General features: G+C 53.9%; 16 protein-coding genes. All 16 read left to right on the top strand.

What is annotated here, in order from left to right:
- The first annotated feature begins 54 nt into the window (after positions 1–54).
- Positions 55–1,548, top strand: a complete 1,494-nt coding sequence (locus Q4E40_RS17805) for a lipopolysaccharide biosynthesis protein (protein ID WP_303414061.1) — start codon at positions 55–57, stop codon at positions 1,546–1,548.
- Positions 1,549–1,565: 17 nt separating this feature from the next.
- Positions 1,566–2,015 carry a dUTP diphosphatase gene (gene dut / locus Q4E40_RS17800; RefSeq protein WP_303414060.1) on the top strand — a complete coding sequence of 150 codons (450 nt, stop codon included), beginning with the start codon at positions 1,566–1,568 and terminating at the stop codon, positions 2,013–2,015.
- Positions 2,016–2,170: 155 nt separating this feature from the next.
- A complete protein-coding gene (locus Q4E40_RS17795) occupies positions 2,171–3,178 on the top strand; it encodes a sugar phosphate nucleotidyltransferase (RefSeq protein WP_303414059.1) in 1,008 nt (335 codons plus the stop codon).
- Between the two features lie 12 nt (positions 3,179–3,190).
- The gene (locus tag Q4E40_RS17790) at positions 3,191–4,963 is read left to right on the top strand and encodes a tetratricopeptide repeat protein (protein WP_303414058.1); all 1,773 of its coding nucleotides are present in this window, start codon (positions 3,191–3,193) and stop codon (positions 4,961–4,963) included.
- Entirely contained in the window at positions 4,956–5,699 is a 744-nt protein-coding gene (lolB1, locus tag Q4E40_RS17785; RefSeq protein WP_303414057.1) for a lipoprotein insertase outer membrane protein LolB1, read from the top strand. The genes Q4E40_RS17790 and lolB1 overlap by 8 nt, the downstream gene beginning before the upstream one ends.
- Positions 5,700–5,782: 83 nt before the next feature.
- Positions 5,783–7,018 carry a murein hydrolase activator EnvC family protein gene (locus Q4E40_RS17780; protein WP_303414056.1) on the top strand — a complete coding sequence of 412 codons (1,236 nt, stop codon included), beginning with the start codon at positions 5,783–5,785 and terminating at the stop codon, positions 7,016–7,018.
- A 725-nt stretch (positions 7,019–7,743) separates the two neighbouring features.
- Positions 7,744–7,959 (top strand): twin-arginine translocase TatA/TatE family subunit, encoded by a 216-nt coding sequence (tatA, locus tag Q4E40_RS17775; protein ID WP_303414055.1) that lies wholly within the window; start codon positions 7,744–7,746, stop codon positions 7,957–7,959.
- 20 nt (positions 7,960–7,979) lie between these two features.
- On the top strand, positions 7,980–8,192 hold the full coding sequence (gene tatA, locus Q4E40_RS17770; RefSeq protein WP_303414054.1) for a twin-arginine translocase TatA/TatE family subunit: 213 nt from the start codon (positions 7,980–7,982) through the stop codon (positions 8,190–8,192).
- 1 nt (position 8,193) lies between these two features.
- On the top strand, positions 8,194–9,630 hold the full coding sequence (gene gatA, locus Q4E40_RS17765; protein ID WP_303414053.1) for an Asp-tRNA(Asn)/Glu-tRNA(Gln) amidotransferase subunit GatA: 1,437 nt from the start codon (positions 8,194–8,196) through the stop codon (positions 9,628–9,630).
- Positions 9,631–9,637: 7 nt separating this feature from the next.
- On the top strand, positions 9,638–11,146 hold the full coding sequence (locus tag Q4E40_RS17760) for a lytic transglycosylase domain-containing protein (RefSeq protein ID WP_303414052.1): 1,509 nt from the start codon (positions 9,638–9,640) through the stop codon (positions 11,144–11,146).
- Between the two features lie 297 nt (positions 11,147–11,443).
- Positions 11,444–13,717 carry an NADP-dependent malic enzyme gene (locus Q4E40_RS17755; RefSeq protein WP_303414051.1) on the top strand — a complete coding sequence of 758 codons (2,274 nt, stop codon included), beginning with the start codon at positions 11,444–11,446 and terminating at the stop codon, positions 13,715–13,717.
- Entirely contained in the window at positions 13,718–14,311 is a 594-nt protein-coding gene (gene ruvA, locus Q4E40_RS17750) for a Holliday junction branch migration protein RuvA (protein WP_220626625.1), read from the top strand.
- 72 nt (positions 14,312–14,383) lie between these two features.
- The gene (gene sov / locus Q4E40_RS17745; RefSeq protein ID WP_303414050.1) at positions 14,384–21,514 is read left to right on the top strand and encodes a T9SS outer membrane translocon Sov/SprA; all 7,131 of its coding nucleotides are present in this window, start codon (positions 14,384–14,386) and stop codon (positions 21,512–21,514) included.
- A 59-nt stretch (positions 21,515–21,573) separates the two neighbouring features.
- Positions 21,574–21,954, top strand: coding sequence for a glycine cleavage system protein GcvH (gene gcvH / locus Q4E40_RS17740; protein ID WP_303414049.1), 381 nt, complete (start codon positions 21,574–21,576; stop codon positions 21,952–21,954).
- Between the two features lie 70 nt (positions 21,955–22,024).
- Entirely contained in the window at positions 22,025–22,351 is a 327-nt protein-coding gene (locus Q4E40_RS17735; RefSeq protein ID WP_368411178.1) for a VanZ family protein, read from the top strand.
- 284 nt (positions 22,352–22,635) lie between these two features.
- Positions 22,636–25,158 (top strand): S8 family serine peptidase, encoded by a 2,523-nt coding sequence (locus tag Q4E40_RS17730; protein ID WP_303414047.1) that lies wholly within the window; start codon positions 22,636–22,638, stop codon positions 25,156–25,158.
- The last annotated feature ends 137 nt before the right edge of the window (positions 25,159–25,295 follow it).

Genomic DNA, 25,295 nt, shown 5'->3' with positions numbered 1-25,295 from the left:
CGCGTTCTTTCTTTTTCAGCTGATACCTATACCTACCTGCCCTAAAACAAACGCATGAGCATCGCCAAAAAACTGGTCGGGCAAACGGCTGCCTACGGACTGAGCAGCATTGTGGGCCGCGCCCTCAACTACCTGCTCGTACCGGTCTATACCCGGGTGTTCCTACCCGAGGAATATGGGGTGGTCTCCTATCTGTATGCTTTCGTGGCTTTCTTCAACGTGGTGTATACCTACGGCATGGAGACGGCTTTTTTCCGCTTCGCCAACAAACCAGAGCAGGATCCAAAAACGGTCTATAACCGGGTGCTGAGCGCCATTCTGGTCAGCAGCACGATCTTCACAGGTATACTGCTGCTCTTTTCGCAGCAAATTGCTGATTACATCGGCTACCCCGAACACCGGGAGTACATCGTTTGGCTGGCGCTGGTGCTGGCAATCGATGCGCTGGTGGCTATACCTTTCGCCTGGCTCCGCCACCAGAACAAAGCCATCAAGTTTGCCTCCATTAAGCTAGCGAACATCCTGCTGACAGTGGGCGCCAATCTATTTTTCCTGGTCCTGCTGCGACACATTTACGAAGGACAGTACCTCACGAGTCTTCAGCCGCTGGCTACTGCGCTCTACAACCCTGATTTTGGAGTAGGCTATATATTTTTGATCAACCTGGTGGCCAATGCGCTGCTCCTGCCCATGCTTTGGAAAGAGCTGCGCATTTTCCGCTTCAGGCTGGATGTGGAGCAACTCAAGCCGATGTTGCAATACGCCTGGCCGCTCCTGTTCATGGGCCTGGCCGGCATGGTCAACGAAGTGATCGACCGTATTCTGCTGGAGCGCTACCTGCCCGAAGGTTTCTACCCGGGCACCAGCAACATGGCGGCCGTGGGTATATACAGCGCCTGCTACAAGCTCGCCATTTTCATGACGCTCACCATCCAGGCTTTCCGTTATGCCGCCGAGCCGTTCTTTTTCTCGCAAGCCAAAGAGAAGGAATCGCCGCAAGCCTTCGCCTTGGTCATGAAGTGGTTTGTGATCGCCTGCGCCTTCATCTACCTGTTTATCTCGACTAACCTCGAAGACTTCGCCTTGCTGATCGGCCCCGAATACCATGACGGTTTGATGGTGGTGCCGGTGCTGTTGCTGGCTAACCTGTTCCTGGGCATCTACTACAACCTCACCGTGTGGTTCAAGCTGACAGACAAAACGCATTTCGGCACCTACATCAGCTTTGGCGGTGCGGCCATTACCATTGTCTTCAACCTGCTGCTTATACCTGTGCTGGGTTATATGGGCTCGGCCATTGCCACGCTTATTTGCTATGTAGGTATGGCACTGGCGACTTACGTACTGGGCAATGTGCACTACCCGATCCCTTACCCAGTTAAAACTATTTTGGGCTACATTGCACTGGCTACGGGACTAGTGGCGGCAGCTTATTTTATACCTGTCGAGAACTTCTGGCTGCGCCACGCATACCACCTGTCGCTTTCGGGCGTTTTCCTGGCGGTGGTTTGGCTGCGAGAGCGGTCCTACTTTCTAACTAAAAAATAATCTTTATCTTTATATAGATGAACACAACGAACATACCGGTTAAAGTCATTAACCAATCCAAGCATGCGCTTCCGGCTTACCAGACGGAGCACTCGGCAGGTATGGACCTGCGCGCAAACTTAGAAGCACCCGTTACACTTAAGCCGCTGCAGCGCGCCCTTATACCTACCGGCCTTTTCATTGAGCTGCCGGAAGGGCACGAGGCGCAGATCAGACCCCGCTCAGGCCTGGCCTACAAGCACGGCATCTCCATCGTGAACAGCCCCGGCACGATCGACGCCGACTACCGTGGCGAAATCAAGGTATTGCTGGTGAATTTGTCGGACCAGGAGTTTGTAGTAGAGGACGGCGAGCGTGTGGCCCAGATGGTGGTGGCGCGCTACGAGCGTGTAGCATGGGCGGAAGCCGAAGTGCTGACAGACACCGAGCGCGGCGCTGGCGGCTACGGCAGCACAGGCACCAAGTAGTTCAGTGGCGTCGCCATCAACACAAGGTATAGCCAGCCCTTTTCCTGCTTTTTAGTGAGGGCTAAAACCAAACATTCAAAATACAGTATTAATCAAAACCAATAGTGGCCGGGCAGCACGTCCGGCTACATTTTTCCATCCATAAACTAATCGCTATGAGGATTATTGTACCTATGGCAGGTATGGGCAAGCGTATGCGCCCGCACACTCTTACAGTTCCTAAACCACTTATACCTATTGCAGGCAAGCCGATCGTGCAGCGCCTGGTAGAAGACATTGCAAAAGTATGCCACGAGCCCATAGAGGAAGTGGCTTTCATCATCGGTCACTTCGGTGAGGCCGTGGAGCGCGACCTGAAAGCAATCGCGGAATCAGTAGGTGCCAAAGGCAGCATTTTTTACCAGGAAGAAGCCCTGGGCACGGCACACGCCATCATGTGCGCCCAGGATTCGCTGGAAGGCAAGGTAGTAGTAGCCTTTGCCGACACGCTGTTCAAAGCCGACTTTCAACTCGACACCAACGCCGACGGCACCATCTGGGTGCAGCGCGTAGAGGACCCGCGTCCGTTTGGCGTGGTGAAGCTGAACGACAATGGCGAGATCACCGACTTCGTGGAGAAGCCGCAGGAGTTCGTGTCGGACATGGCCATCATCGGTATCTACTACTTCAAAGACGGCGCCTACCTGCGCAGCGAACTGCAGTATTTGCTTGACAACGACATCAAAGACAAGGGCGAGTACCAGCTGACCAACGCGCTGGAAAACATGAAGAACAAAGGCACGAAATTTATTCCTGCCGTTATCTCCGAATGGCTCGATTGTGGCAATAAAAACGCAACCGTTTTCACCAATCAACGCTATTTAGAGTATATCAAGGATGAGAAGAACCTGGTAGCCGCGTCGGCTGATATCCAGAACTCGGTCATCATCCCGCCCGTGTATATCGGAGAGAATGCCGTGATCCACAATTCCGTGGTAGGCCCGCACGTTTCTATTGGAGACAACACCAGCGTACTGGCGTCTATTCTGAGCAATTCCATCGTTCAGAAGGAGTCGACCATCAAAAACGGGAACATAGCAAACTCAATGGTAGGTAATTTTGTTTCCTTTGAAGGACGCCAGTCAGATCTGAGCCTTGGCGACTACAACACGCTCAAAGATTAGCATACCCATTTTATGACCCGATTCAGAAACATTGTGCTCGCCACTTGCTGCCTTGCACTGGTCGCGACCGGCGAAAGCCAGGCCCAGTCTAAGAAGAAAAAGAGAAAGGGCAAGGAGAAGGCCGAAACCGAGCAGGTAGCTATACCTGTGCCGCAGCCCGAACCTAGCGAGCAGGAAAAGCTGCTGAGCGAGGCATTGTTTCTGGAGGGCATGAAATACTTTATGCTGGAGGACTACAAGCAGGCGCTTAGCCAGTTCCAGAAAGCATACGCCGTTACCCCAACCAATGCGGCGCTCAACTACAAGCTGGCCGAGACCTACATGCTGATGGAAAACCCGAAAGCGGGTGTAACATTTGCGCAGGCCGCCGTCGCCAATGACTCAAAAAACCCCTACTATTACCTGCTGCTTGCGCAGCTGCACGCCGAACAGAAGCAGTATACCGAGGCGGCTCAGGCTTACAACGACCTGCTGCGCAACGTGCCTGAACAGGAGCAGTACCTGTTCAACCTGGCGGAGCTATACCTGGCGCAGTCCAAGTACGATGATGCGCTGAAGACCTACGACCGCATTGAGAAAAAATACGGTGCGCTGGAGCAGCTCTCCATGAACCGCCAGCAGATCTACCTGCGTCAGAAGAACATAGGGAAAGCCCTTGCCGAAGGCGAAAAGCTGATCGCCTCCAACCCTACTGAGATTCGCTACCTGCTGGCCCAGGCCGAGCTGTATAATGCCAGCCAAAAGCCGGACATTGCCATCGAAACGATCAACCGCGCCCTGCGCATTGAGCCGAATAACCCCTTTGCTCACTTGATGCTCTCAGACCTGTACCGCCAGAAAGGCAACCTGAAGGAGTCTGAAAACCAGGTGAAGATCGCGTTCGCCAGCACGGACCTCGACATCGACACCAAAGTGCGCATCCTGGTCGATTTCATCCGCCAGCTGCCAAACCCTGCCATAGAAGGTATAGCCCTTGAACTGGCCGACCTCACGATCACGTCTCACCCCGAGGAGGCGAAAGCCTACGCGGTAGCCGGCGACCTGCAAACCATCACCGGCAAAAAAGAGGCGGCACGGGGCAACTACATCAAGGCGGTCAAGCTGGACGACTCCCACTTTAAGATCTGGCAGCAGATCGTGCTGCTCGACGCTGAACTGGGCGAGTCGGGCGATTTGGTGAAGCACTCGGAGCAGGCGCTGGAGTTGTTCCCGAACCAGGCTGTGTTTTGGTTCTACAACGGCACCGGCCATCTCATTGAGAAGAACTTTGACCGGGCGGCCAAGTCGCTGGAGCATGGCAAGCGCCTTTCGGCAAGCGAGCCCGAGCTGGTGACACAGTTCAACGCCCAATTAGGAGATGCCTATAACTCTATAAAAGAGTATAAAAAATCAGACGAGGCGTATGATGCCGTGCTTTCGCAGGACCCCAACAACGAGCACGTACTCAACAATTACAGTTACTTCTTATCGCTGCGAGGTGAGCAACTGCCCAAAGCCAAGGCCATGGCCGGCCGTCTGGTAGAGCAACACCCAGCCAACCCCACTTACCTGGATACCTATGCCTGGGTGCTGTACAAAATGGAAGATTACGAGGGTGCGCTGAAATACCTGGAGCAGGCCATTGCTGTTTCGGAGGATGCCACCATTGTGGAGCATTACGGCGACGTGCTGTTCAAGCTGGGCAAAAAAGACGAGGCGGTGAGGCAGTGGGAAAAGGCCAAACTCAAAGGGGAGGCCTCTGCTTTCCTTAACAGAAAGATAAAAGAAAAGAAACTCTATGAATAAACAGCTCCTGCTATACCTGCTGGGTATACTCCTGTTTTCCGCCTGCAAAAAAGAAACGATCCCTTCTGCCGCTACCGCCGCCACCGAAACTGTTGGCAACGTTACTGTCCAAAATCTGGAATTCACCTACCTGAATGCCCGCGGTCAGCTTAAGTTTGATGACAAAGGCCAGAGCACTTCGTCGGGCTACGCCCTGCGCATGCAAAAGGACAGTGTGATCTGGATCTCGGTACTGCCGGGTTTAGGTATAGAGGCCGCCCGCATTAAGCTCACGCCCGATTCGGTGTACATGATGAACCGCATCCAACGGGAGTACTCCGCCACAGACTACGCTTTTCTGAGCAAGCGCTTTAACGTAGCACTCGACTTTCAGGTGGTGCAGGCCATTCTGCTGGGCAACTACCAGGCCAACGGCTCTGAAAAGGCGACTAACCAAGGGCAGATGCAACATGTGCAGCAGTTGCGCGAAAACCTGCTTTTCGACTATTTCATCAGCTCTGAAAACCTGAAACTGCAGCAGCTCAACGTCAAAGACCAGCAATCGGGCAATAGCATTGTGGTGCAGTACGAGAGTTTCCAACCTTTGGGCGAGGTGCCCTTTGCCTACAACATGCTGGCCCAAATCCTACAGGCGGGCCAGGTTTCCGACTTTAACTTAAGCCACACCAAAGTCACCGTTTCCGAGGACGTACTAGAGTTTCCTTTCAGTGTTCCTTCTGGTTACAAGCGCCTTTAGTCTAATAAAATAGGCGGGCTTCTGGCACGGGCAATATAGTTTTGCCATATTTGTAGGCTAAGTGTAGTATACCCCTATTTCTGATGAAGGCCCTTTACAAATCAGCCTTTTTCCTGATTATCCTGCTGTTGCCGTTGGTTACCCAAGCCCAGAAACAAAAATCGAAGGCGCAGCTCGAGAAAGAGAAAAAGGAGAACCTAAACCGTATTAAAGAAGCGAACCGCATTCTGCAGCAGACCAAGGTGCAGAAGGAGGCTTCTATTGGCCAGCTCAACGCCATTCAGGAAAAGATTGCGGTACAGAAAGGCGTTATCAGCACCATCTCACGCGAAATAAAATTGCTGGAAACAGGCTTGAAGGAAACAGAAGGTATAGTGGGTGAACTGCAGTCCGACCTGGAAAGCCTGAAAGCCGAGTATGCCACCATGGTATACGCTGCCTCCAAAACCGCCAACAGCTACAACAAGCTCATGTTCGTATTCGCTGCTGATTCTTTTAACCAGATGGTACGCCGCCTGCGCTACCTGCAGCAGTATTCCGAAGCCCGCAAGAAACAAGTAGAACAAATTAATAAAGTACAGCTGGCCCTCACGGGCCAGCTGCGCACGCTGGAGTCACAGCGGGAAGAGAAACGCGGGCTGCTCAATAAGCAGGTCGTAGAGAACAAGAACCTGTTGTCGCTGCGCACCCAGCAGGATGGCATGATCCAAAAGCTCAGCAAGCAGGAAGAACAGCTCAAAAAAGAAGTGGCGCAACGCCAGCAGGCAGTCAGAAAGCTGGATAACCTCATTGCCGATATTGTGAAAGAGGAGATAGCCCGCGCCGCCCGTGCCGCCCGCGAAGAAGGACGCGCCACCAGCGGAAGCTCCAGCAAGATCACCCTCACACCGGAAGCGGCACTTATCTCCTCCTCATTTGCAGGTAACCGCGGACGCCTGGCCTGGCCCGTGGACCGTGGCTTCATCTCGCAGAAGTTTGGCCGCCACAACCACCCGGTACTGAAAGGTGTGGTGGTAGAAAACAGAGGAATCGACATTCAAACCGGTCAGGGAGAGCCTGCGCGCGCCATATTCGAAGGCAAAGTGCTCACCGTGGCTAGTGTGCCTGGCATGAACAACATTGTGATGGTGCAGCACGGTGAATACTTCGCTGTGTACGCGAAGCTACGCACTGTTAACGTGAAGGAGGGGCAAGACGTGAAACATAAAGATGTGATCGGGACTGTGTACACCGACGCTAACGGCACGACCGAACTGCAGTTTCAGCTCTGGAAAAACAACACCAACCTCAACCCGGAAAGCTGGATCAGGCCAAAGTAGACCTCCTGTTATACCTGGTTTTAAAAAAGCACGGCCGGGCATCTTGCAAGATGCCCGGCCGTGCTTTTTTGTGCCCATTCCATCGGGAGTTTGGTTTCTATACCCCTATAAAAGAAAAAACACCCTACAAAGCAGGGTGCCTTTCCAAGCTATGAAAACAAACTTAAAATTATATTTAGACACTTTCTCCCGTTCAGGAGGGCTGTGTTAAATTTCTATGGATTAAATTACAACCTTTAGATTACACTTGCAAACAGAAGATTAAAAAAACCTAATATTTATTTTTCTTCTTAGCCTGACCGCTCTGCCGGGCCATTAAGCGTAAATCTGTTGTACACGGCATATTACAAGTAGCTTGCCAAAAACGCCAACAGCACCAACTAACTGATTATCAGCATTAAGGTTTATACCTGGGGTATAAGTTTTTCCCTCTAGCGGAAACATTTTTTCCATTTTGGGAAAAGACAGGCGCGCATCTGCTCCAGGATACCCCGCAAGTAGCAAGATATTAAATTTATTTGCCCCTCTATACGCCTTCTGGCACACCAGGTTGCAACTCACTTGCATCACGGCTCAAAAAGCCGTTCCCGCACCCTGCCTTACTCTTCACCATGGGGTGATTCATCAAGATAATGACGTGGGTCTAAACTAATGTTTCCAAATGTGGGTTAAATTAAAATATAAGCTTTATTTTTGCAGCAATTCATTCTTAAAACTTTAAGACCATGGTAATTACCAACATTTTTGCATTTATCGGAGGTTTAGGAGGCACAGAGGTAGTCCTGATCTTGTTCGCTATTCTGTTACTTTTCGGCGCCAAGCGTATACCTGAACTTGCGAAAGGACTGGGACGCGGCATCCGTGAGTTCAAAGACGCCACCAAAGAAATCAAGTCTGATATCGAAAGCTCTGTTAAAGACGACAGCAACACAACGAAGTAATCTTTTCAGAATAATATTTTATGATTCTTAGTACAATCCTCCTCTTCCTGGGAGACATAGGGGGAGGAGAATTACTTGTTGTACTAACCGCAGTACTTCTCCTGTTTGGCACAGACAAGCTCCCAAGCCTGGCACGCTCTGCCGGCCGTGGTCTGCGTAGCTTTAACGATGCCAAAAAAGAAATCCAGGACGAGCTCGAACGCTCCATCAAGGACATAAAAAAGCTTGACTAGTTTGAAATCATACCATTCACTTCGTGACATTCGCAGCGATATTGCCAACGGGCAACTGTCGTGCAGACAACTGGTAGAGCACTACCTTCACAATATTAAGCAGAAGCCTGAGCTAAACGCTTTCCTGGAGCTATTCGAGGAAGAAGCATTTGCCCAGGCTGATGCCGTAGATAAGAAACTCGCTGCAGGCCATGCCGGCAAACTGGCGGGTATGGTGATCGGCCTCAAGGACGTGCTGGCTTATGAAGGCCACTCGCTGCAGGCATCGAGTCAGATCCTGAACGGTTTTAAATCGCTCTACACCGCTACGGCTGTGCAGCGCCTGCTTGCTGAAGATGCTATTATCATCGGCCGCCAGAACTGTGACGAATTTGCGATGGGGGCTTCCAACGAAAACTCTTCCTTCGGTCCTGTGCTAAACGCCGATGACACCACCCGCGTACCGGGTGGTTCGTCCGGAGGTTCAGCCGTGGCCGTGCAGGCCGACCTGTGCCTGGCCTCGATCGGTTCCGATACAGGAGGCTCTGTTCGCCAGCCCGCTTCTTTCTGTGGCGTGGTGGGCCTGAAGCCAACTTATTCACGTATCTCCCGCTATGGCCTGATCGCCTACGCCTCTTCTTTCGACCAGATCGGTATCATTTCGAAAAGCGTGGAAGACGCGGCCCTGCTGTTGGAAGTAATGGCAGGCAGCGACGAGTATGACAGCACAGTAAGCCACCGCCCGGTGCCCGCTTACAGCCAACTGCTGCAGACAGACAAAAAGTACAAGATCGGCTATATCCGCGATTGCTTCGAGAGCGAGGGGCTGGATGCTGAGGTGAAGGAAACCCTTCTCGGTGTGAAAGACATGCTGCAGGAAGCAGGTCATCAGCTGGAGGCTGTGGAGTTCCCATACCTGGACTTCATGGTGCCCACCTACTATATCCTCACCACAGCAGAGGCCAGCTCTAACCTGGGTCGTTTTGACGGGGTGAAGTACGGCTACCGCAGCGAGAATGCCACCGACCTGACCTCCCTTTACAAGAAAACGCGTGCCGAGGGCTTCGGTCCGGAGGTGCAGCGCCGCATCATGCTGGGCACTTTTGTGCTGAGCGCCGACTACTACGACGCCTACTATACCAAGGCGCAGCGCGTGCGCCGTCTCATAAAAGATAAGACGGACGAGTTGCTGCAACATTATGATTTTCTTATATTGCCTACCGCTCCGACTACGGCCTTCAAGCTAGAGGAGAATACGGCGAATCCGTTGGCCATGTACCTGGCTGACATCTTTACGGTTCAGGCCTCGCTTGCTGGTGTTCCTGCCATTTCTATTCCGGCAGGACGCGATGCGAACGGCCTTTCCATCGGGTTGCAACTAATGACCCGCTCATTTGAGGAGCCGCAACTGCTCGCTTTCTCAAATTACATACTGGACAAGCTAACCGTTGAAGCATAAATTATAAATGATGCAGTTTAGACTCTTTACAGTACTTGCAGCACTGGCTGGAAGTATATGGGCTTTCCATGCCCAGGCTTCTGGCTATACGATCAGGTTCGAAAGACTCGCAGAAGAGGATTCCTTAAAAAAGCCCCATGCAGATACTACTTTCCTCTCACAAGAGGACCTGGCACTGCTCGTGGAGTACATCCCCTATGAGCCCGACGAGGTGATTCAGGACAGGCTGAGCTGTATTGAGGCGGACATTCCCCTGGTATTCAACAAATTCGTGCGCAACCACATCGATTACTTCACTGTCCGTAACAGAAAGTACACGCGCACGATGATCTCCCGCGAAAATATGTATTTTCCGATCTATGAGAAGTACCTGAAGAAGTACAACATGCCGCAGGACATCAAATACCTTTCCATCGTCGAGTCTGGCCTGAACCCGAAGGCGGCCTCGTGGGCAGGCGCGGTTGGTCCCTGGCAGTTCATCAAATCGACCGGCAAAGAGTATGGTCTGAACCAGGACCAGTACATCGACGAGCGCATGGACATCGAGAAATCTACGGATGCTGCCATGCGTTTCCTGAGCAGGCTATACCGCACGTATGGCGACTGGGAACTGGCCATGGCTGCCTACAACTGCGGTCAGGGAAATGTGAACAAAGCGATCAGAAGAGCAGGCGGTGGCAAAAAGACGTTCTGGGAGATCTTCCCATACCTGCCAAAGGAAACACGCAGCTACGTGCCTTCCATGACGGCGGTGATCTACGCGATGAAGTATGCGCCGGAGCACAACATCTTCTCTGACTCTATCCTGTACGCACCCGACTATACCCACCTGACGGTAAACCAGGCACTGGATCTGGAGAAGCTGGCAACCGAGTTACACGTCGACACGCTGGCGCTACTGGCCCTGAACCCGGAGATTAAAAAACCGAAGCTTCCCGCGACCACCCGCAATTACAAATTGCGCATCCCGGCACAGGCTGCCAAGCTGCTGGCTGCTGAGCAGAGCTGCATCCTGCTCGCCGCTGTCCCCACACCTCCGCCGGCCAAACACACTGCACCAGCCGAAGCGCCCGTTATGCTGGCCTCTGCCACCACTAAGGAAGCACCTAACGACAGCCTGGTGCAAAAAACCTACATTGTGCAGCGCGGCGACAACCTGTTTGCCATTGCCCGCAAATTCGGGGTGAGCATTGACGAAATAAAGGAATGGAATAAGCTGGACGGTTCTTCCATCAGAGTGCAGGACAAACTACTGGTATGGCAGCCCGCCCCGGAAGCGGCTCCGGTTTTGCTGGCATCTGCAGGAAACAGCACTCACAAGGCAGCTAGCGCGCCGGCCAAAGCTAAGCCAACACCAGGCAAAGCCCCGCAAGAGCGCGTCTACCATGTACAGCCAGGCGACACGCTCTGGACTATCTCCCAGCGTCACGAAGGGGTGACAGTAGAGAAAATAAAAAAGCTGAACAAACTCAAAAACAGCGCCATCAAACCCGGACAACAGCTCATTCTCAGCTAAGCTTACAGGTATAGATCAAACGAAACACTCTTCTTACGGAAGGGTGTTTCGTCGTTTACGCCCCTCCTGTTTTATCAGCTTATTGCCATGCGGGTCATTAACGAATCGCAGAATATCAGCAGCCTGATAAAAAACATCCTATTCTGCTAGATGGAGATTGTTCAGGGCGTATCTTTGTTGATTACGGCTTTGATAAACCATAAAATCTTATCAACTTGGCTTTAAGCTTCTGCCCGGCGCAGGAGCCGCACAACGCAAGGGAACAACTAACACGAGACAACACCAATAACGCATACCATGATCAAAGTAAACAAAGAGGACGCACTCAACTACCACATGCAGGGACAACCCGGCAAAATAGAAGTAGTGCCGACTAAAATGCTGAGTACACAGCATGACCTGGCCCTAGCATACTCTCCTGGAGTAGCCGAGCCCTGCAAAGAAATAGCCGCTGACAAAGAAAACGTTTATAAATATACCGCCAAGGGAAACCTGGTAGGCGTCATCTCCAACGGAACTGCCGTACTCGGACTTGGCAACATTGGCCCGGATGCATCAAAACCAGTAATGGAGGGCAAAGGCGTCCTTTTCAAGAAGTTCGCAGGTATAGACGTGTTCGATATTGAGATCGACTGCACCGACCCGGAAGAGTTCATTCGCATCGTGAAGTCGCTGGAGCCAACTTTCGGCGGCATTAACCTGGAGGACATCAAAGCCCCTGAGAGCTTCAAGATAGAGAACGCCCTGAAGGAGCAGATGAACATCCCGCTCATGCACGACGACCAGCACGGTACGGCCATCATCTCGTCGGCGGCCCTGCTCAACGCACTGGAACTGGCGGGCAAAAAAATCGAGGAGATCCAGATTGTGATAAACGGCGCGGGCGCTGCTGCCATCGCCTGCACCAAGCTGTACGTGGCCCTGGGTGCCCAGCTGGACAACATTGTGATGTTCGACAAGGATGGCATCATCCGTCCGGAGCGCAACGACCTGGACATTTACAGAGCGCAGTTCGTGACCCTCCGCAAGATCAACACGCTGCGCGAGGCCATGGAAGGTGCTGACGTGTTCATCGGACTCTCGGCTGGCAACGTGCTGGCGCCGGAGCTGGTGAAACTGATGGCAAAAGACCCGATCATTTTCGCACTGGCTAACCCGGACCCGGAGATTGATTATGATTTAGCCATGGATACCCGGGATGACCTGATCATGGCGACCGGCCGCTCTGACCATCCGAACCAGGTAAACAACGTACTCGGTTTCCCTTACATATTTAGAGGCGCTTTGGATGTGCGCGCCACGGAGATCAACGAGGCCATGAAACTGGCCGCGGTGCGCGCCCTGGCTGACCTCGCCAAAGAGCCTGTTCCGGAACTGGTGCACAAAGCCTACGGAGACAACACTATCTCGTTTGGCCGTACCTATCTGATCCCGAAGCCGCTCGATCCGCGCCTGATCACCACGGTATCGCCAGCAGTGGCAAGAGCTGCTATGGAGAGCGGTGTGGCCAAGCACCCGATCACCAATTGGGAGGCATATGAGGTTGAACTGCAGGAGCGCATCGGCATCGACCAGAAGCTGATGACCCGTATCACCAACCAGGCGAAGAAAGATCCGAAGACAGTGGTGTTTGCAGAAGCGGACCACTACAAGATCCTGAAAGCGGCGCAGATCGTAAAAGAGCAGCTGATCGCGAATCCGATTCTGTTGGGCAACAGAGCCCGGATTGCCGCGATCATAGAGGAAACCAACCTCGACCTGCACGACTGCGTGATCATCGACCCCTACGAGGAAGACGCGAAACGCGAGGAGTTTGCGCAGTTGCTGTACAAAAAACGACAGCGCAAAGGCCTCACGCTGTTCGACAGCCGCCGCCAGATGCGTGATCGCAACTACTTCGGCGCCATGATGCTCGAGACAGGCGAAGCAGATGCGCTTATCTCAGGCCTTACACGCGACTATTCCAAAACCATTTTACCGTCTTTGCAGATCATTGGGGTGGAAGATGGCATCAACAAAGTGGCAGGTATGTACATCATCCTCAACAAAAAGGAGCCGTACTTCTTTGCTGATACCACTGTGAACGTCAACCCGACCGCCGACGAACTGGTGGACATCATTGGCCTGACTGCCCGTGCTGTTCGTTTCTTCGACACGGAACCGCGTATGGCTGTGCTGTCGTATTCTAACTTTGGCTCCGTGCAAGGCGATATACCTAACAAGGGCGCTGAGGCGGTGCGCAAGGCGAAGCAGCGCTATCCGGACCTGCTGATAGATGGCGAGTTGCAGGCGAATACCGCCATGAACAAGAACCTGCTGCGTGAGCACTATCCTTTCAGCCAGCTGGCCGAAAAAGGAGCGAACACACTTATTTTCCCGACCCTTACATCGGGTAACATCGCCTACAAATTGTTGCAGGAAATAGGTGGTGCTGAGGCAATTGGACCGGTACTGATGGGTATGCGCAAACCGGTGCACATTCTGCAATTGGGCAGTTCTATCCGTGAGATTGTTAACATGGTGTCCATTGCTGTCGTAGATGCTCAAAACTATAATAATAAACATATATAGATGATCGCATACATTGACGGTAAGCTAGCTCTGAAAGATCCAACCTATGTCATTGTCGATGTCAATGGCATAGGTTATCAGATCAAAATTTCCCTGAACACGTACTCGTCACTGCCTGAGGGGGAGCGCTGCAAGCTGCATACCTACCTGCACATCAAAGAGGATGCCCATACCTTGTATGGGTTTACAACAGCCGCTGAGAAGGAGACTTTCCTGCTCCTGATCTCGATCTCAGGCGTGGGACCGAATACAGGGCTGATGATTTTGTCATCGCTTTCGGTGGATGAAGTGCAGCAGGCCATTGTGCGGGAAGACGTGCGTACCATACAGCATGTGAAGGGAATCGGGGCTAAAACCGCGCAGCGTATTATATTGGAATTAAAAGATAAAATAAAGAAAGAAACCATGCTGGCTGGTAGCACAGCAGTTCCCGTTTCTGCACACAATACGTCACGTGCAGAAGCGTTATCAGCATTAGTTACACTAGGCTTTGCTAAGAACGTGGCAGAGAAAACGCTTGATGCCATCATCAAGCGGGAAGACAGAAGCCTGAGCGTAGAGGAACTAATAAAATTTGCCTTGAAGTCTTCTTAATCGGTAGAGCCCAACTTGATCTGGAAAAGTAAAAAAAACAGCCTGCTGTTTGCAACGGTTGCTGCTATCACTATGCTGGCATGGTGGTCGCAGGCTGCGGCATTGCGCTCTCACAACAGGTATAGCACCCTTATTTTTTCAGATTTTTTCGTCCAGGATACCATTCCGAAGGACTCCGCCCGCCTGCAACCCTACATCCCGAGCCGCCGCCCGACCTTTACGCCGAGCGACCGCCTCGGAAGCCCGCTCGGCACCCGCCCTACCTCTTCTCCCCTGCTGCTTGGTCAGCCGTCTAACATCGAGCTTGAGATACAGCTGGACGACAGCCTGCGGCAGTACAATATCAATGAACGCATGGGTGAGCTGGACTACCGCCTGCCCTCTACCATGTCGTGGGAGGAATACTCCCGCTACCAGCGCCAACAGGCCATCCGCGACTACTGGCGCACCAAGTCAGCTGGTTTGGACGGTGAGAGCGTGGTGAGCGGCCGTCGCCTGGTCCCGAAAATCTACATCAGCCCGGTGTTTGACCGTGTGTTCGGTGGCAATTTTGTGGACATTCAGCCGAATGGTAACGTCAACCTGAAGTTCGGAGCCCGTTTCAACCGGAACGAGAACCCCTCCATCCCGCTCCGCCAGCAGCGCACCGGCGACTTTGATTTCGACCAGAACATTTCGCTCAACCTGGTGGGTAAGATCGGCGAGAAAATGCGCCTTAACTTTAACTGGGACAACAACGCCAACTTCGAGTTTGAGAACAACATGAAGCTGGACTATACCGGTTTCGAGGAAGAGATTATCCGCAAGGTAGAGGCCGGTAATGTGAGCCTGCCGCTTAACAACTCGTTGATCACGGGTGCGCAAAACCTGTTTGGTTTGAAAACGCAGTTGCAGTTTGGCCGCCTGGGCGTGACTACGATTGCCGCGAACGTGCGTGGCCGTAACGATGAAGTCGTGATTCAGAACGGGGCGCAGAATAAGCCTTTTGAGATCCGGGCCGACAGCTATGACCGAGACCGCCACTTCTTCCTCTCGCAGTTCTTCCGGGGCCGTTATGACAAAACGCTACAGAACCTGCCGCTGGTAAACTCCGGCATCGTGATCCGCCGACTGGAGCTGTACGTGACCAACAACAACCGCAGCACCGAAAACCTGCGCAACATGGTCGCCTACATGGACTTGGGCGAAGCCGATCCTTTTCGTAACCAGTTCGAGCGCAACCCGCTTGCCCCGGCCGCTAACAACGCCAACGCACTGTATGGCCTGATCGCCAACAACCCATCTGCCCGCAACAACGACCAGGTGGACTCATACCTGAACAGCCAGGGCCTTCAGAAAGCCATTGACTTTGAACACGTGCGCGCCCGCAGGCTGGACCCGCGTGAGTACAAGTTCAACCCACAACTGGGTTATATTTCCCTCACCACTGCCCTGCTGCCCGATCAAGTGCTGGGTGTGGCCTTCGAGTATACCTACAACGGCCAGACCTACAAGGTGGGTGAGCTGATGGAGGACTACCAGAACCTGCGCGACGATCAGGTGATCCACATGAAGTTGCTGAAGGCAACCAACCCGGCACTGGAATACCCGACCTGGGACCTGATGATGAAGAACGTCTACAGCCTGGACGCGACGCAGGTGAACCGCCAGAACTTCCAGTTGCAGATCGTTTACAAAGACGATGAAACCGGCGTAGACATTACCAGCTTGAAAGAGCCGAGCCCGATCCAGAACATCCCGCTGATCGAGGTACTCAACCTCGACAATGTAAACACCAACAACGACAAACCGCGCGACGGCAACTTCGACTTCCTGGAAGGTATAACCATTGATCCTGAGACAGGTCGCATCTTCTTCCCGGTGGTAGAGCCGTTCGGCTCATACCTGGCCAGCCAGTTTGAAGGAAGGCAGGACCTGGTTGAGCGCTACGTGTTCCAGGAACTCTACGAACAAACCCAGACGGACGCGCAACAGAACACACTCAAGGCAAAGTTCTACCTGAAGGGCCGTTTCCAGGCTAGCTCCACGGACGAGATCATGCTGCCGGGCTTCCGCATTGCCGAGGGTTCGGTGGCGGTATACTCCGGTGGCACACGCCTCGAGGAGGGCACCGACTACCAGGTATTCTATGACCTGGGCCGCATCAAGATCCTCAACCCGAGCTACATCGCTTCGGCCAGCGACCTGCGCGTGACCTACGAAAAGGCCGAGCTGCTCAACATACAGCCCCGCTCCCTGTTGGGCGCCCGCTTCGACTACCGTGTGAACAACGACCTGAACCTGGGTGGTACGGTATTGCACCTCAACGAGCGGCCTTACATTAACCGCGTGAGCATCGGCGACGAGCCAACCAACAATACCATTTACGGCCTGGACGTGAACTTCAACCGGGAGTCGCGCTTCCTGACGAAGATGACGGACATGATTCCGTTTATCCAGACCAAAGTGCCGTCGAGCGTGACGTTCAGCGGTGAGTTTGCGCACTTGGTGCCTTCTGCAACGGAGTCGCCGGTGAACGAAGATGGCACTTCATACCTGGATGACTTTGAAGGCGCCGAAACGCCATTCAGCCTGGGTGGTTTTAACAACACCACCTGGCGATTGGCGGCCACTCCGGCCCCGCTGGCGCAGGGACAAGGTCTGCAGTATGCCTACAACCGTGCCCGTGTGGCCTGGTATACCATCGACCAGATCTTCTACCGCGACAGCGAGGGCCTGCGACCGAGCAACATCAACGACGAGGAGCTCAGTAACCACTATGTGCGTCCTGTGCCAAGGTATGAGGTATTCCCGGGTCGTGATCGTGAGATTGCCAACGCTTACGAATATACCTTCGATGTAGCCTACTACCCGCAGGAGCGAGGGCAGTACAACTACAACCCAAGCCTGGACGGGCAGGGCAGGCTGCAGAACGACCCACGTAAGAACTGGGGTGGTATCAGCCGAGAGATCACCTTCGACACAGACTTTGACAATGCCAACGTAGAGTATGTGGAGTTCTGGCTGATGGATCCATTCCTGACCGGGCCAAAGGGACGCAAAGACGCGAACGGCAATCCGATCACGAGCAACGATGGTGGTGAGCTGGTGATCAACCTGGGCAACGTGTCGGAGGATATCCTGAAAGACAACCGCTACTCCTTTGAGAACGGCCTGCCAACTTCTGCTACCGATAACCAGAACCTGCAAACCACCGAGTGGGGACGCGTGACCACGCAGCAGTTCCTGACCGATGCCTTCTCGGCGGTTCCTGGCGCCCGCGGCTTCCAGGACATTGGTTTGGATGGCCTGGGTGACAATGCGGAGCGTGAGTTCTTCCAGAATAATTTCCTGGGCCGCATACCTGGCGGTGCACCGCAGACGGTCCTCTCGGACCCTTCCGCTGACAACTTCCTGCACCACCTCGATGCCGCTTACGACCAGCAGAACGCCGGTATCCTGGAGCGTTACAAACGCTTCAACGGCATGGAAGGCAACTCACCAGAGCAGAGCCGCTTCTCTAACTACGCTTTCCCGGACAAAGAAGACCTGAACCGCGACAACGTAATCAGTGACCTGGAACAGTACTACGAATACAAGATCAAACTGCAGCCAGGTGGCATGAGCGTGGGCGAGAACTACATCGTGGACAAGATCGTGGACACCAAGACCGGTGACAACGTGACCTGGTACCAGTTCCGGGTGCCGGTGCGCCAGCCTACGGGCAATGTGGGCGGCATAAGCGGCTTCAAGTCGATCCGTTTCATGCGCATGTACGTGACCGAGTTTGCCGATCCGGTGGTGCTCCGTTTCGTGCAGTTCCAGTTTGTGGCCAACCAGTGGCGCACCTTCCTGCAGCCGATCACCGACGGCAACCCTTGCCTTAACTGTACCGACGATGCCCGCTCGTTTACCGTGTCCACCGTGAACATCGAAGAGAACGGCGAAAAAGTACAGGACGAAACGATCATCCCTTATGTAATGCCGCCAGGTATAGAGCGTCTGCGCGACTATGCCGCCACCAACAACCGTCGCCAGAACGAGCAGGCGATGCAGCTGTGCGTGGAGGATCTGAAAGACTCTTTCTCTAAGGCGGTTTACAAAAACCTGTCCATCGACATGCTGATCTACAAGCGTCTGAAGCTGTTCCTGCACGCCCAGACCCGCGACCCGAACACCCGCGATGATGATGTGCAGGCCTTTGTGCGCATCGGCACGGACTATACCCAGAACTACTACGAGTACGTAGTGCCACTCAAACTGACGCCTGCCAGCACGACCAGCCGCGAAGGCATCTGGCTGGCCGAGAATGAAGTGGACGTTGCCCTAGAGGATTTTGTGAACGCCAAAGTGGAGCGAAACCGAACCGCAGGAGGCTGGGACAACCGTCGTCCGTTCGAGGTAATGCTCGAGGGTGGCAAGATGATTCGGGTGGTCGGTAACCCGGATTTCAGCGAGGTGCAAAGCGTGATGATCGGTTTGCGCAACCCGACTGTGCCCGGCGAGGATGCCCGTCCGCAATCGGTCTGCGTGTGGGTGAACGAACTGCGCGTAACAGACTTTAGAAACAACTCGGGATGGGCCGCCAATGCCCGCCTCAACACCAAACTGGCCGACTTTGCCAACATCACAGCCACAGGCAGCTATACCACCATCGGTTTCGGTGCCCTGCAACAGAAAATCGCCCAGCGTGCCCGCGAAAACACGGCTGTGTTTGATGTGAGCGCCAACATTGTGGCTGATAAGTTTCTGCCCGAAAAGCTAGGTATAAAAGTGCCGGTGTCGGTGCAGTACGGCACCATGAACAGCGCCCCGCAGTTTGACCCACTCGACAAGGACGTACCGCTCGATCAATCGCTGACCAGGTATGAGACGAACGAGGCCCAACGAGAGTACAGGCAAGAGGTGAGTACACGGGAGACCCGGAAGAGCGTGAGTTTGCTAAACGTGCGGAAAGAACGAACGAATCCGGAGGCCAAGGTGCGTCCGTACGACGTAGAGAACCTGTCCTTCTCGTATTCCTACGCCGAGCGCCTGTTCACCAACATCGAGACGGACCGCGACTTTACCCGCACCTATACCGGGGCGGTGGCCTATACCTATACCACCACGCCGCGCAACTACGAGTTCTTCGCCAAAAGCGAGCGCCTCAAGTCACCGTACATGCGCCTGATCAAGGACCTGAACTTCACGCCGCTGCCGAGCCGTTTTGCCTTCAGAGCCGACCTCGACCGCAGGTATAACGAAACCTTCCTGCAGCGCCGCGATCCGGGTTCGGGCCTGATCACCTCCAGAGGTATAGAGCCAACGTTCCAGAAGTACTTCTTCTTCAACCGCATCTACGACCTGAAGTGGGACATCAGTAAGAGCCTGTCGCTGGACTATACCGCCACCAACCGTGCCGTGGTAGACGAACCGGACTACCGCATCAACCGCGACGTGGACTCGCTCCGATACAAGAATAAAGTGATCTGGAACAACCTGCGTAACCTGGGTCGCAACACACACTTCAACCAGCTGGTGGCCGCCAACTACAAGGTGCCGTTTGATAAATTCCCGCTTACCGACTGGCTGGGTGCTGAGACCCGCTATGCTGTTACCTACATCTGGACGGCAGGTTCCACTGCCCTGAACCAGGATGCGGCTTTCCAGCTGGGTAACACCGCCGAAAACACCACCGAGTTCAGCGTGAATGGCCGTTTTGACATGGTGAAGCTGTACAACAAAGTGAAGTTCCTGAAAGAGGTGAACAGCCCGACGCAGCCGCAGGGCGGACCGCCGGTACCTGCACCGGGCGACAGCGTGGTACAGAAGCGCTCTGAGATGAAACTGGCCAAGGGGCTGGCCCGCTTCCTGATGATGACCCGCTCGGTGAACTTCACCTACCTGCAAAACCGGGGCACCATGATGCCGGGCTACCTGCCGCGCACCCACATGTTTGGCTTCGACGATGGTTTCGACGCACCGGGACTTCCGTTCATCCTCGGCCGCCAGTACGATCTGGACGAGCTCTATAACCGTGCCTTTACCAACGGTTGGTATACCGACAGCAGCCAGTACCTGAACACGCCGTTCAGTGGCATCAATACCGAGACGTTCACGGCCAGGGCCAACATGGAACCGTTCCGAAACTTTAACCTGCAGCTCGATGCCCGCCGCAATATGTCCGAGATCGAGGAGGTATTCTACCGCAAGCAGTTTGATGACTTCGGCAACATCGGCACCATAAACGAGCGCCAGAACCCGATCAACACCGGTTCGTTCAGCACATCCTTCTTTGCACTGGGCACCATTTTCGAGCCTACAGCAAATGGAACTTCGGCCGCGTTCGACAACTTTATCCGCAACCGCTACGAGATACGCGAGCGCCTCACAAACGCCAATGCGGCGGCCGGCGACTCAGGCTATACCCTGAACTCGCAGGATGTGCTCCTGCAGTCGTTCCTGTACGCTTACCAGGGGCGCGATGCGAGTGGCTTCAAGGCCAAAGGCGGCAACCCGGTTAAGCGGGCGCCTATCCCTAACTGGCGCATCGACTACAATGGCCTGTCGCAGCTCGCATTCTTCAAGCGCTGGTTCAGCCAGGTAAACCTGACGCACTCCTACAATTCGACCTATAACGTAACGAGCTTCACGACCTCGCTGGCTTACGAGAACGACCCGGGCGACTACCCGACCCGCACCAACGAGTTCGGGCAGCTGATTCCGTACTACATCCTGAACCAGCTCACGGTGCAGGAGCGGCTGGAACTGCTGGGTGTGAACTTCCGCACCAACACCAACCTGACCGGCCGCCTCGGGTATAGGATAGAGCGCAACCTGTCGCTCAACCTCACCAATGCCCAGGTAACCGAAACCAACGTGAAGGATTATACCTTCGGCTTTGGGTATGCCACCACCAACTTCCGTATACCTTTCCGGATAGGCGGGGAGCAGCGCACACTGGAGAACGAGCTGACCGTGCGCATGGACATGTCGGTGCGCGATAACCAGACAGTGCAGCGGGCCATTACGCAGGACGAGCAGGGCAACGAGATAAGCCAGAACCAGATCACCAACGGTACCCGCCAGCTGCAGCTGCGCCCCACCGTGGACTACGTGCTGAGCCAGCGTGTGAACATACAGTTCTACCTGCTGCGCACCGTGTCCGACCCTAAAATATCTACATCCTTCCGCAACAGTGTGTCGGAAGGTGGGGTACAGCTACGTGTTAGTCTGCAATAATTTTTAGCATTGCGAAAAAGAGCGTATTTTTGGACATCATTTAACCCAAAGCAATAGATATGAATTTACCTGACAACCTAAAGTATACCAAAGACCACGAGTGGGTACGCGTAGAAGGCGACGTAGCCTACATTGGCATCACCGACTTCGCGCAAAGCGAGCTGGGTGACATCGTTTATGTTGACATCGACACGGTAGACAAAGAAATCAGCCAGAACGACGTATTTGGTACAGTGGAGGCGGTGAAAACTGTGTCTGACCTGTTCAGCCCACTGAGCGGCACCGTGCAGGAGTTCAACGAGAAGCTGGACGGCAGCCCTGAGCTGGTAAACTCTGATCCTTACGGAGACGGCTGGATCATCAAAATGTCTATCGGAGACGCAAGCGAAATCGAGGGCCTGTTGACGGCTGAAGGTTACCGCGAAGTTATCGGTCAGTAATTTTGCAAGTATAGAAGCAGGCTTGATACTACGGTATAATTTCTTTACCATCATTTGGGCAGCAGTGATCATGGTTTTGACGCTGCTGCCCTCCTCTTCTATGCCCTCCCTTTCTATCTGGGAGATCTTCTCTTTTGATTCGTTTGCGCACGCCTTCATGTTTGCCGTGCTCACTTACCTGATGGTAGTAGGCCTGAAAAAGCAGTATACCTACATGCGTGTGCAACTTTTTGCCATACGCACGTCTTTTTTCGTGAGCTCTTTGTTCGGCATCGCCATCGAATTCCTGCAGCACTACTTTATAGCTGGCCGCCAGGGCGATATAGTCGACGTGCTGAGCAACACCATTGGCTGTATACTTGGCATCCTGCTCTTTAAGTGGATCTACCACATGTAGTCCCCGCAACAACCCCCTCCAACAAAGCTTTTTGTTCAAACACAGGTATAGGCTTGATTTTCAGCAGATCAGGCTTTATCAACTATTGCCTATATGGTGGCGATTGATTAGCTTTAGTGCTATTCTATGAAATAGAAACTGAGCTTTACATTGACGTCTGCTCTATGCCCCCACGCCACCAACTGAAACAAACACTTTGGGTACCTGTACTCTGTCTATTAGCGCTGCTCCCGCTCCAAAGTGAGGCGCAACAAGTCCCACTTCCCAAACAGGTAGCCCATAAGATGGCGCCTCATCTGCAGCAACTGCACCAAGCCGCTCCGACTGCCTCGTACCGAATACAGGTATCCAGCAAAAAGGCTTTCTATACCTGGCTGCAACAGCAACAACTGGGTGCCACTGTGAAGCAGTCCGGCACACAAGGCAATACTTTGTTGATAACCGGCCTCAAACCAGCCCAACTGCTCCAGCTGGCCGCTTCGCCGGAAGTGCTGTACGTGGACAAGCCCAATCGCCAAGCCATGGAGGAACTGGAGCTGAAAGACACTGATTTCGTCGTAAACAATATCTATGCTGCACATGCGGCCTTCCGGGCTATGGCCGGGCAGGGTATGGCGGTATCCATAAAAGAGGCCGCCTTTGACCCCGATGACATTGACCTGCAGGGCCGTGTTATTGACCCGCAGTCGATGGCAGGTAACCAAAGCCCGCACGCCACCACCATGGCCACGCTGATAGCAGGCGCCGGCAACACGGGCCCGAATGGCAAAGGCGTGACGCAGCATGCGCTTATCGCCCACTCAAGCTTCGAGGAGCTGTTCCCTGACGATAGCGAAGCTCTGTTGGGCCTAGGTATAAGCGTGCAGAACCACTCCTATGGCGTAGGCGTGGAGAACTATTATGGGCTGGAGGCACAGGCTTACGACCAGCAGAGTTACCGATATCCTGAACTGCTTCACGTATTCTCGTCTGGCAACAGCGGCGACCAATCTGAAACAAGCGGCACGTATGCCAACCTGCCAGGTATAGCCAACCTGACCGGGCAGTTCAAGACCTCCAAGAACACGCTGAGTGTAGGGGCACTGGATCCGGATGGGCAGGTAGGGATACGCAGCTCCAGGGGGCCCGCCTATGACGGTCGCATTAAGCCGGAACTGGTGGCGCATGGCGCTGCGGGCACTTCAGAATCGGCGGCGGTGGTTTCAGGTATAGCCTTGCTGGTGCAACAGCTTTACAAAGCACTACACGGCAGTTTGCCCCCGGCTTCGCTGGTAAAAGCAGCGCTGATCAACAGTGCAGTTGATGCAGGCAACCCCGGTCCTGATTTCGCATCAGGTTTTGGCAACGCCGATGCCCTCGGAGCACTTCGAACCATACAAGCACAGCAGTTTAAGCTGGATGCAGTAGCCACAGGCCAATCGCGCACATTCCAATTGAACGTGCCCAAAGGAGTATATCGCGTGAAAGCGACCCTGGTATGGCACGACACGGAAGCGGAACCCAACGCCGAACAAGCGCTAGTCAATGACCTGGACCTGGTGCTGCACCACAAAAATTCAGGTAAAAGCTGGAAGCCCTGGGTACTGAGCACTTTCCCGCACCCCGACTCCCTGCAACAGCCCGCCCGCCGCAGTCAGGACCGCTTAAACAACGTGGAGCAGATCACCATTGAAGCGCCTGCAGCCGGTACCTATACCTTGCAGGTAGCAGGTTACCGTGTGTCGGAGGGGGCGCAGGAGTTTAGTCTGGTGTATGAACTGGAGCAAGGTATGGAATGGCTATACCCTGTTGCGACGTCTACACTGGCAGCTGGCCAGCCCCACCGCCTTGCCTGGCAGGCTGGCACAGCTGCTGGCGCTGCTGACCTGCAGTACCGCCTGCACGGCTCCGAGACCTGGCATCCCATAGCTGAAGGTATCGACCTTAGCCTGGGTAGCTATACCTGGCAAACACCCGATACGGCAGCCCGGGCGCAACTGCGGCTGCTTCGTAAAGGGATAGCCTTGCAAACAGAAGAGTTTATCCTGGCTCGTCCAGCAGCTTTACGGATCGGCTTTAATTGCGAAGAGCAGGTGATGGTGCATTGGAGCAAACAACCCAACGCGCAGGAGTACCAATTATTTCAGCTGGGCGCAACGCACCTGGAGCCCCTCCTCCAGACGGCTGATACACTTGCCGTTTTAGACCGAAGTATGCTGCAGGGTGGTTACCTGGCAGTAGCGCCCCTGATTCAGGGTACCCAGGCAGCCTACAGTCGAAGTGTTGCCGCCGATTCAGCATCATCGCCCTGCTACATCAGTAGCTTCCAGGCACGTCAGCTCGTCACCCCCGATATTGCCCACTTCACTTTGAGCCTCAGCACCACGTACCAGTTGGCCGACATACGCCTGGAGCGCCTGGAGAAAGGGAACTTTAAGGTATTGCATACCAGCGACCCAATAGCCAGCCTGCAACACCTGCTCGTCGACCAATCCCCTATACCTGGGCGAAACGTGTACCGAGCGAGTGCGACTACGACCGATGGCAAAACGATCTACAGTCAGGAAGAAACCGTAATCCATACCCCGAAGAACTTTGTGCAGGTATACCCTAATCCGGTAACGGCAGGCGAGACGGTATTTATAGCTGTGGAAAACGAAACAGTACAGGTGCAGGTAATAGATCGCCTGGGCAGGCCCGTGTGGGAATCGCGGGAAACGGGCATGCTGAAGGAACTGCCGACCAAAGGCCTTTTGCCCGGGCTCTACATCCTCCGGCTAACCACTGAGGGGGGAGCCGTCCTCTCTAGCAAAATAGTGGTGCAGTAAAGTCACAGCTACTCTTCCTCTATCAGGTATAGGACCGCCGGTCTCTCCTTTCCAAGCCGCATACCTATACCTATACCTATACCTATACCTATACCTATACCTATACCTATACCTATACCTATACCTATACCTATACC

The organism is Pontibacter coccineus (genome assembly GCF_030546575.1).
GTDB lineage: Bacteria > Bacteroidota > Bacteroidia > Cytophagales > Hymenobacteraceae > Pontibacter > Pontibacter coccineus.
Note: the sequence above shows the minus strand (reverse complement) of the source record. Positions and strands in the feature narration are given on the sequence as shown.

Excerpts from the sequence above, each read along its gene's own strand:
- Q4E40_RS17805 (WP_303414061.1), top strand. The coding sequence starts at position 55 with ATGAGCATCGCCAAAAAACTGGTCGGGCAAACGGCTGCCTACGGACTG.
- dut (WP_303414060.1), top strand. The coding sequence starts at position 1,566 with ATGAACACAACGAACATACCGGTTAAAGTCATTAACCAATCCAAGCAT.
- Q4E40_RS17795 (WP_303414059.1), top strand. The coding sequence starts at position 2,171 with ATGAGGATTATTGTACCTATGGCAGGTATGGGCAAGCGTATGCGCCCG.
- Q4E40_RS17790 (WP_303414058.1), top strand. The coding sequence starts at position 3,191 with ATGACCCGATTCAGAAACATTGTGCTCGCCACTTGCTGCCTTGCACTG.
- lolB1 (WP_303414057.1), top strand. The coding sequence starts at position 4,956 with ATGAATAAACAGCTCCTGCTATACCTGCTGGGTATACTCCTGTTTTCC.
- Q4E40_RS17780 (WP_303414056.1), top strand. The coding sequence starts at position 5,783 with ATGAAGGCCCTTTACAAATCAGCCTTTTTCCTGATTATCCTGCTGTTG.
- tatA (WP_303414055.1), top strand. The coding sequence starts at position 7,744 with ATGGTAATTACCAACATTTTTGCATTTATCGGAGGTTTAGGAGGCACA.
- tatA (WP_303414054.1), top strand. The coding sequence starts at position 7,980 with ATGATTCTTAGTACAATCCTCCTCTTCCTGGGAGACATAGGGGGAGGA.
- Q4E40_RS17760 (WP_303414052.1), top strand. The coding sequence starts at position 9,638 with ATGATGCAGTTTAGACTCTTTACAGTACTTGCAGCACTGGCTGGAAGT.
- Q4E40_RS17755 (WP_303414051.1), top strand. The coding sequence starts at position 11,444 with ATGATCAAAGTAAACAAAGAGGACGCACTCAACTACCACATGCAGGGA.
- ruvA (WP_220626625.1), top strand. The coding sequence starts at position 13,718 with ATGATCGCATACATTGACGGTAAGCTAGCTCTGAAAGATCCAACCTAT.
- sov (WP_303414050.1), top strand. The coding sequence starts at position 14,384 with ATGCTGGCATGGTGGTCGCAGGCTGCGGCATTGCGCTCTCACAACAGG.
- gcvH (WP_303414049.1), top strand. The coding sequence starts at position 21,574 with ATGAATTTACCTGACAACCTAAAGTATACCAAAGACCACGAGTGGGTA.
- Q4E40_RS17735 (WP_368411178.1), top strand. The coding sequence starts at position 22,025 with ATGGTTTTGACGCTGCTGCCCTCCTCTTCTATGCCCTCCCTTTCTATC.
- Q4E40_RS17730 (WP_303414047.1), top strand. The coding sequence starts at position 22,636 with ATGGCGCCTCATCTGCAGCAACTGCACCAAGCCGCTCCGACTGCCTCG.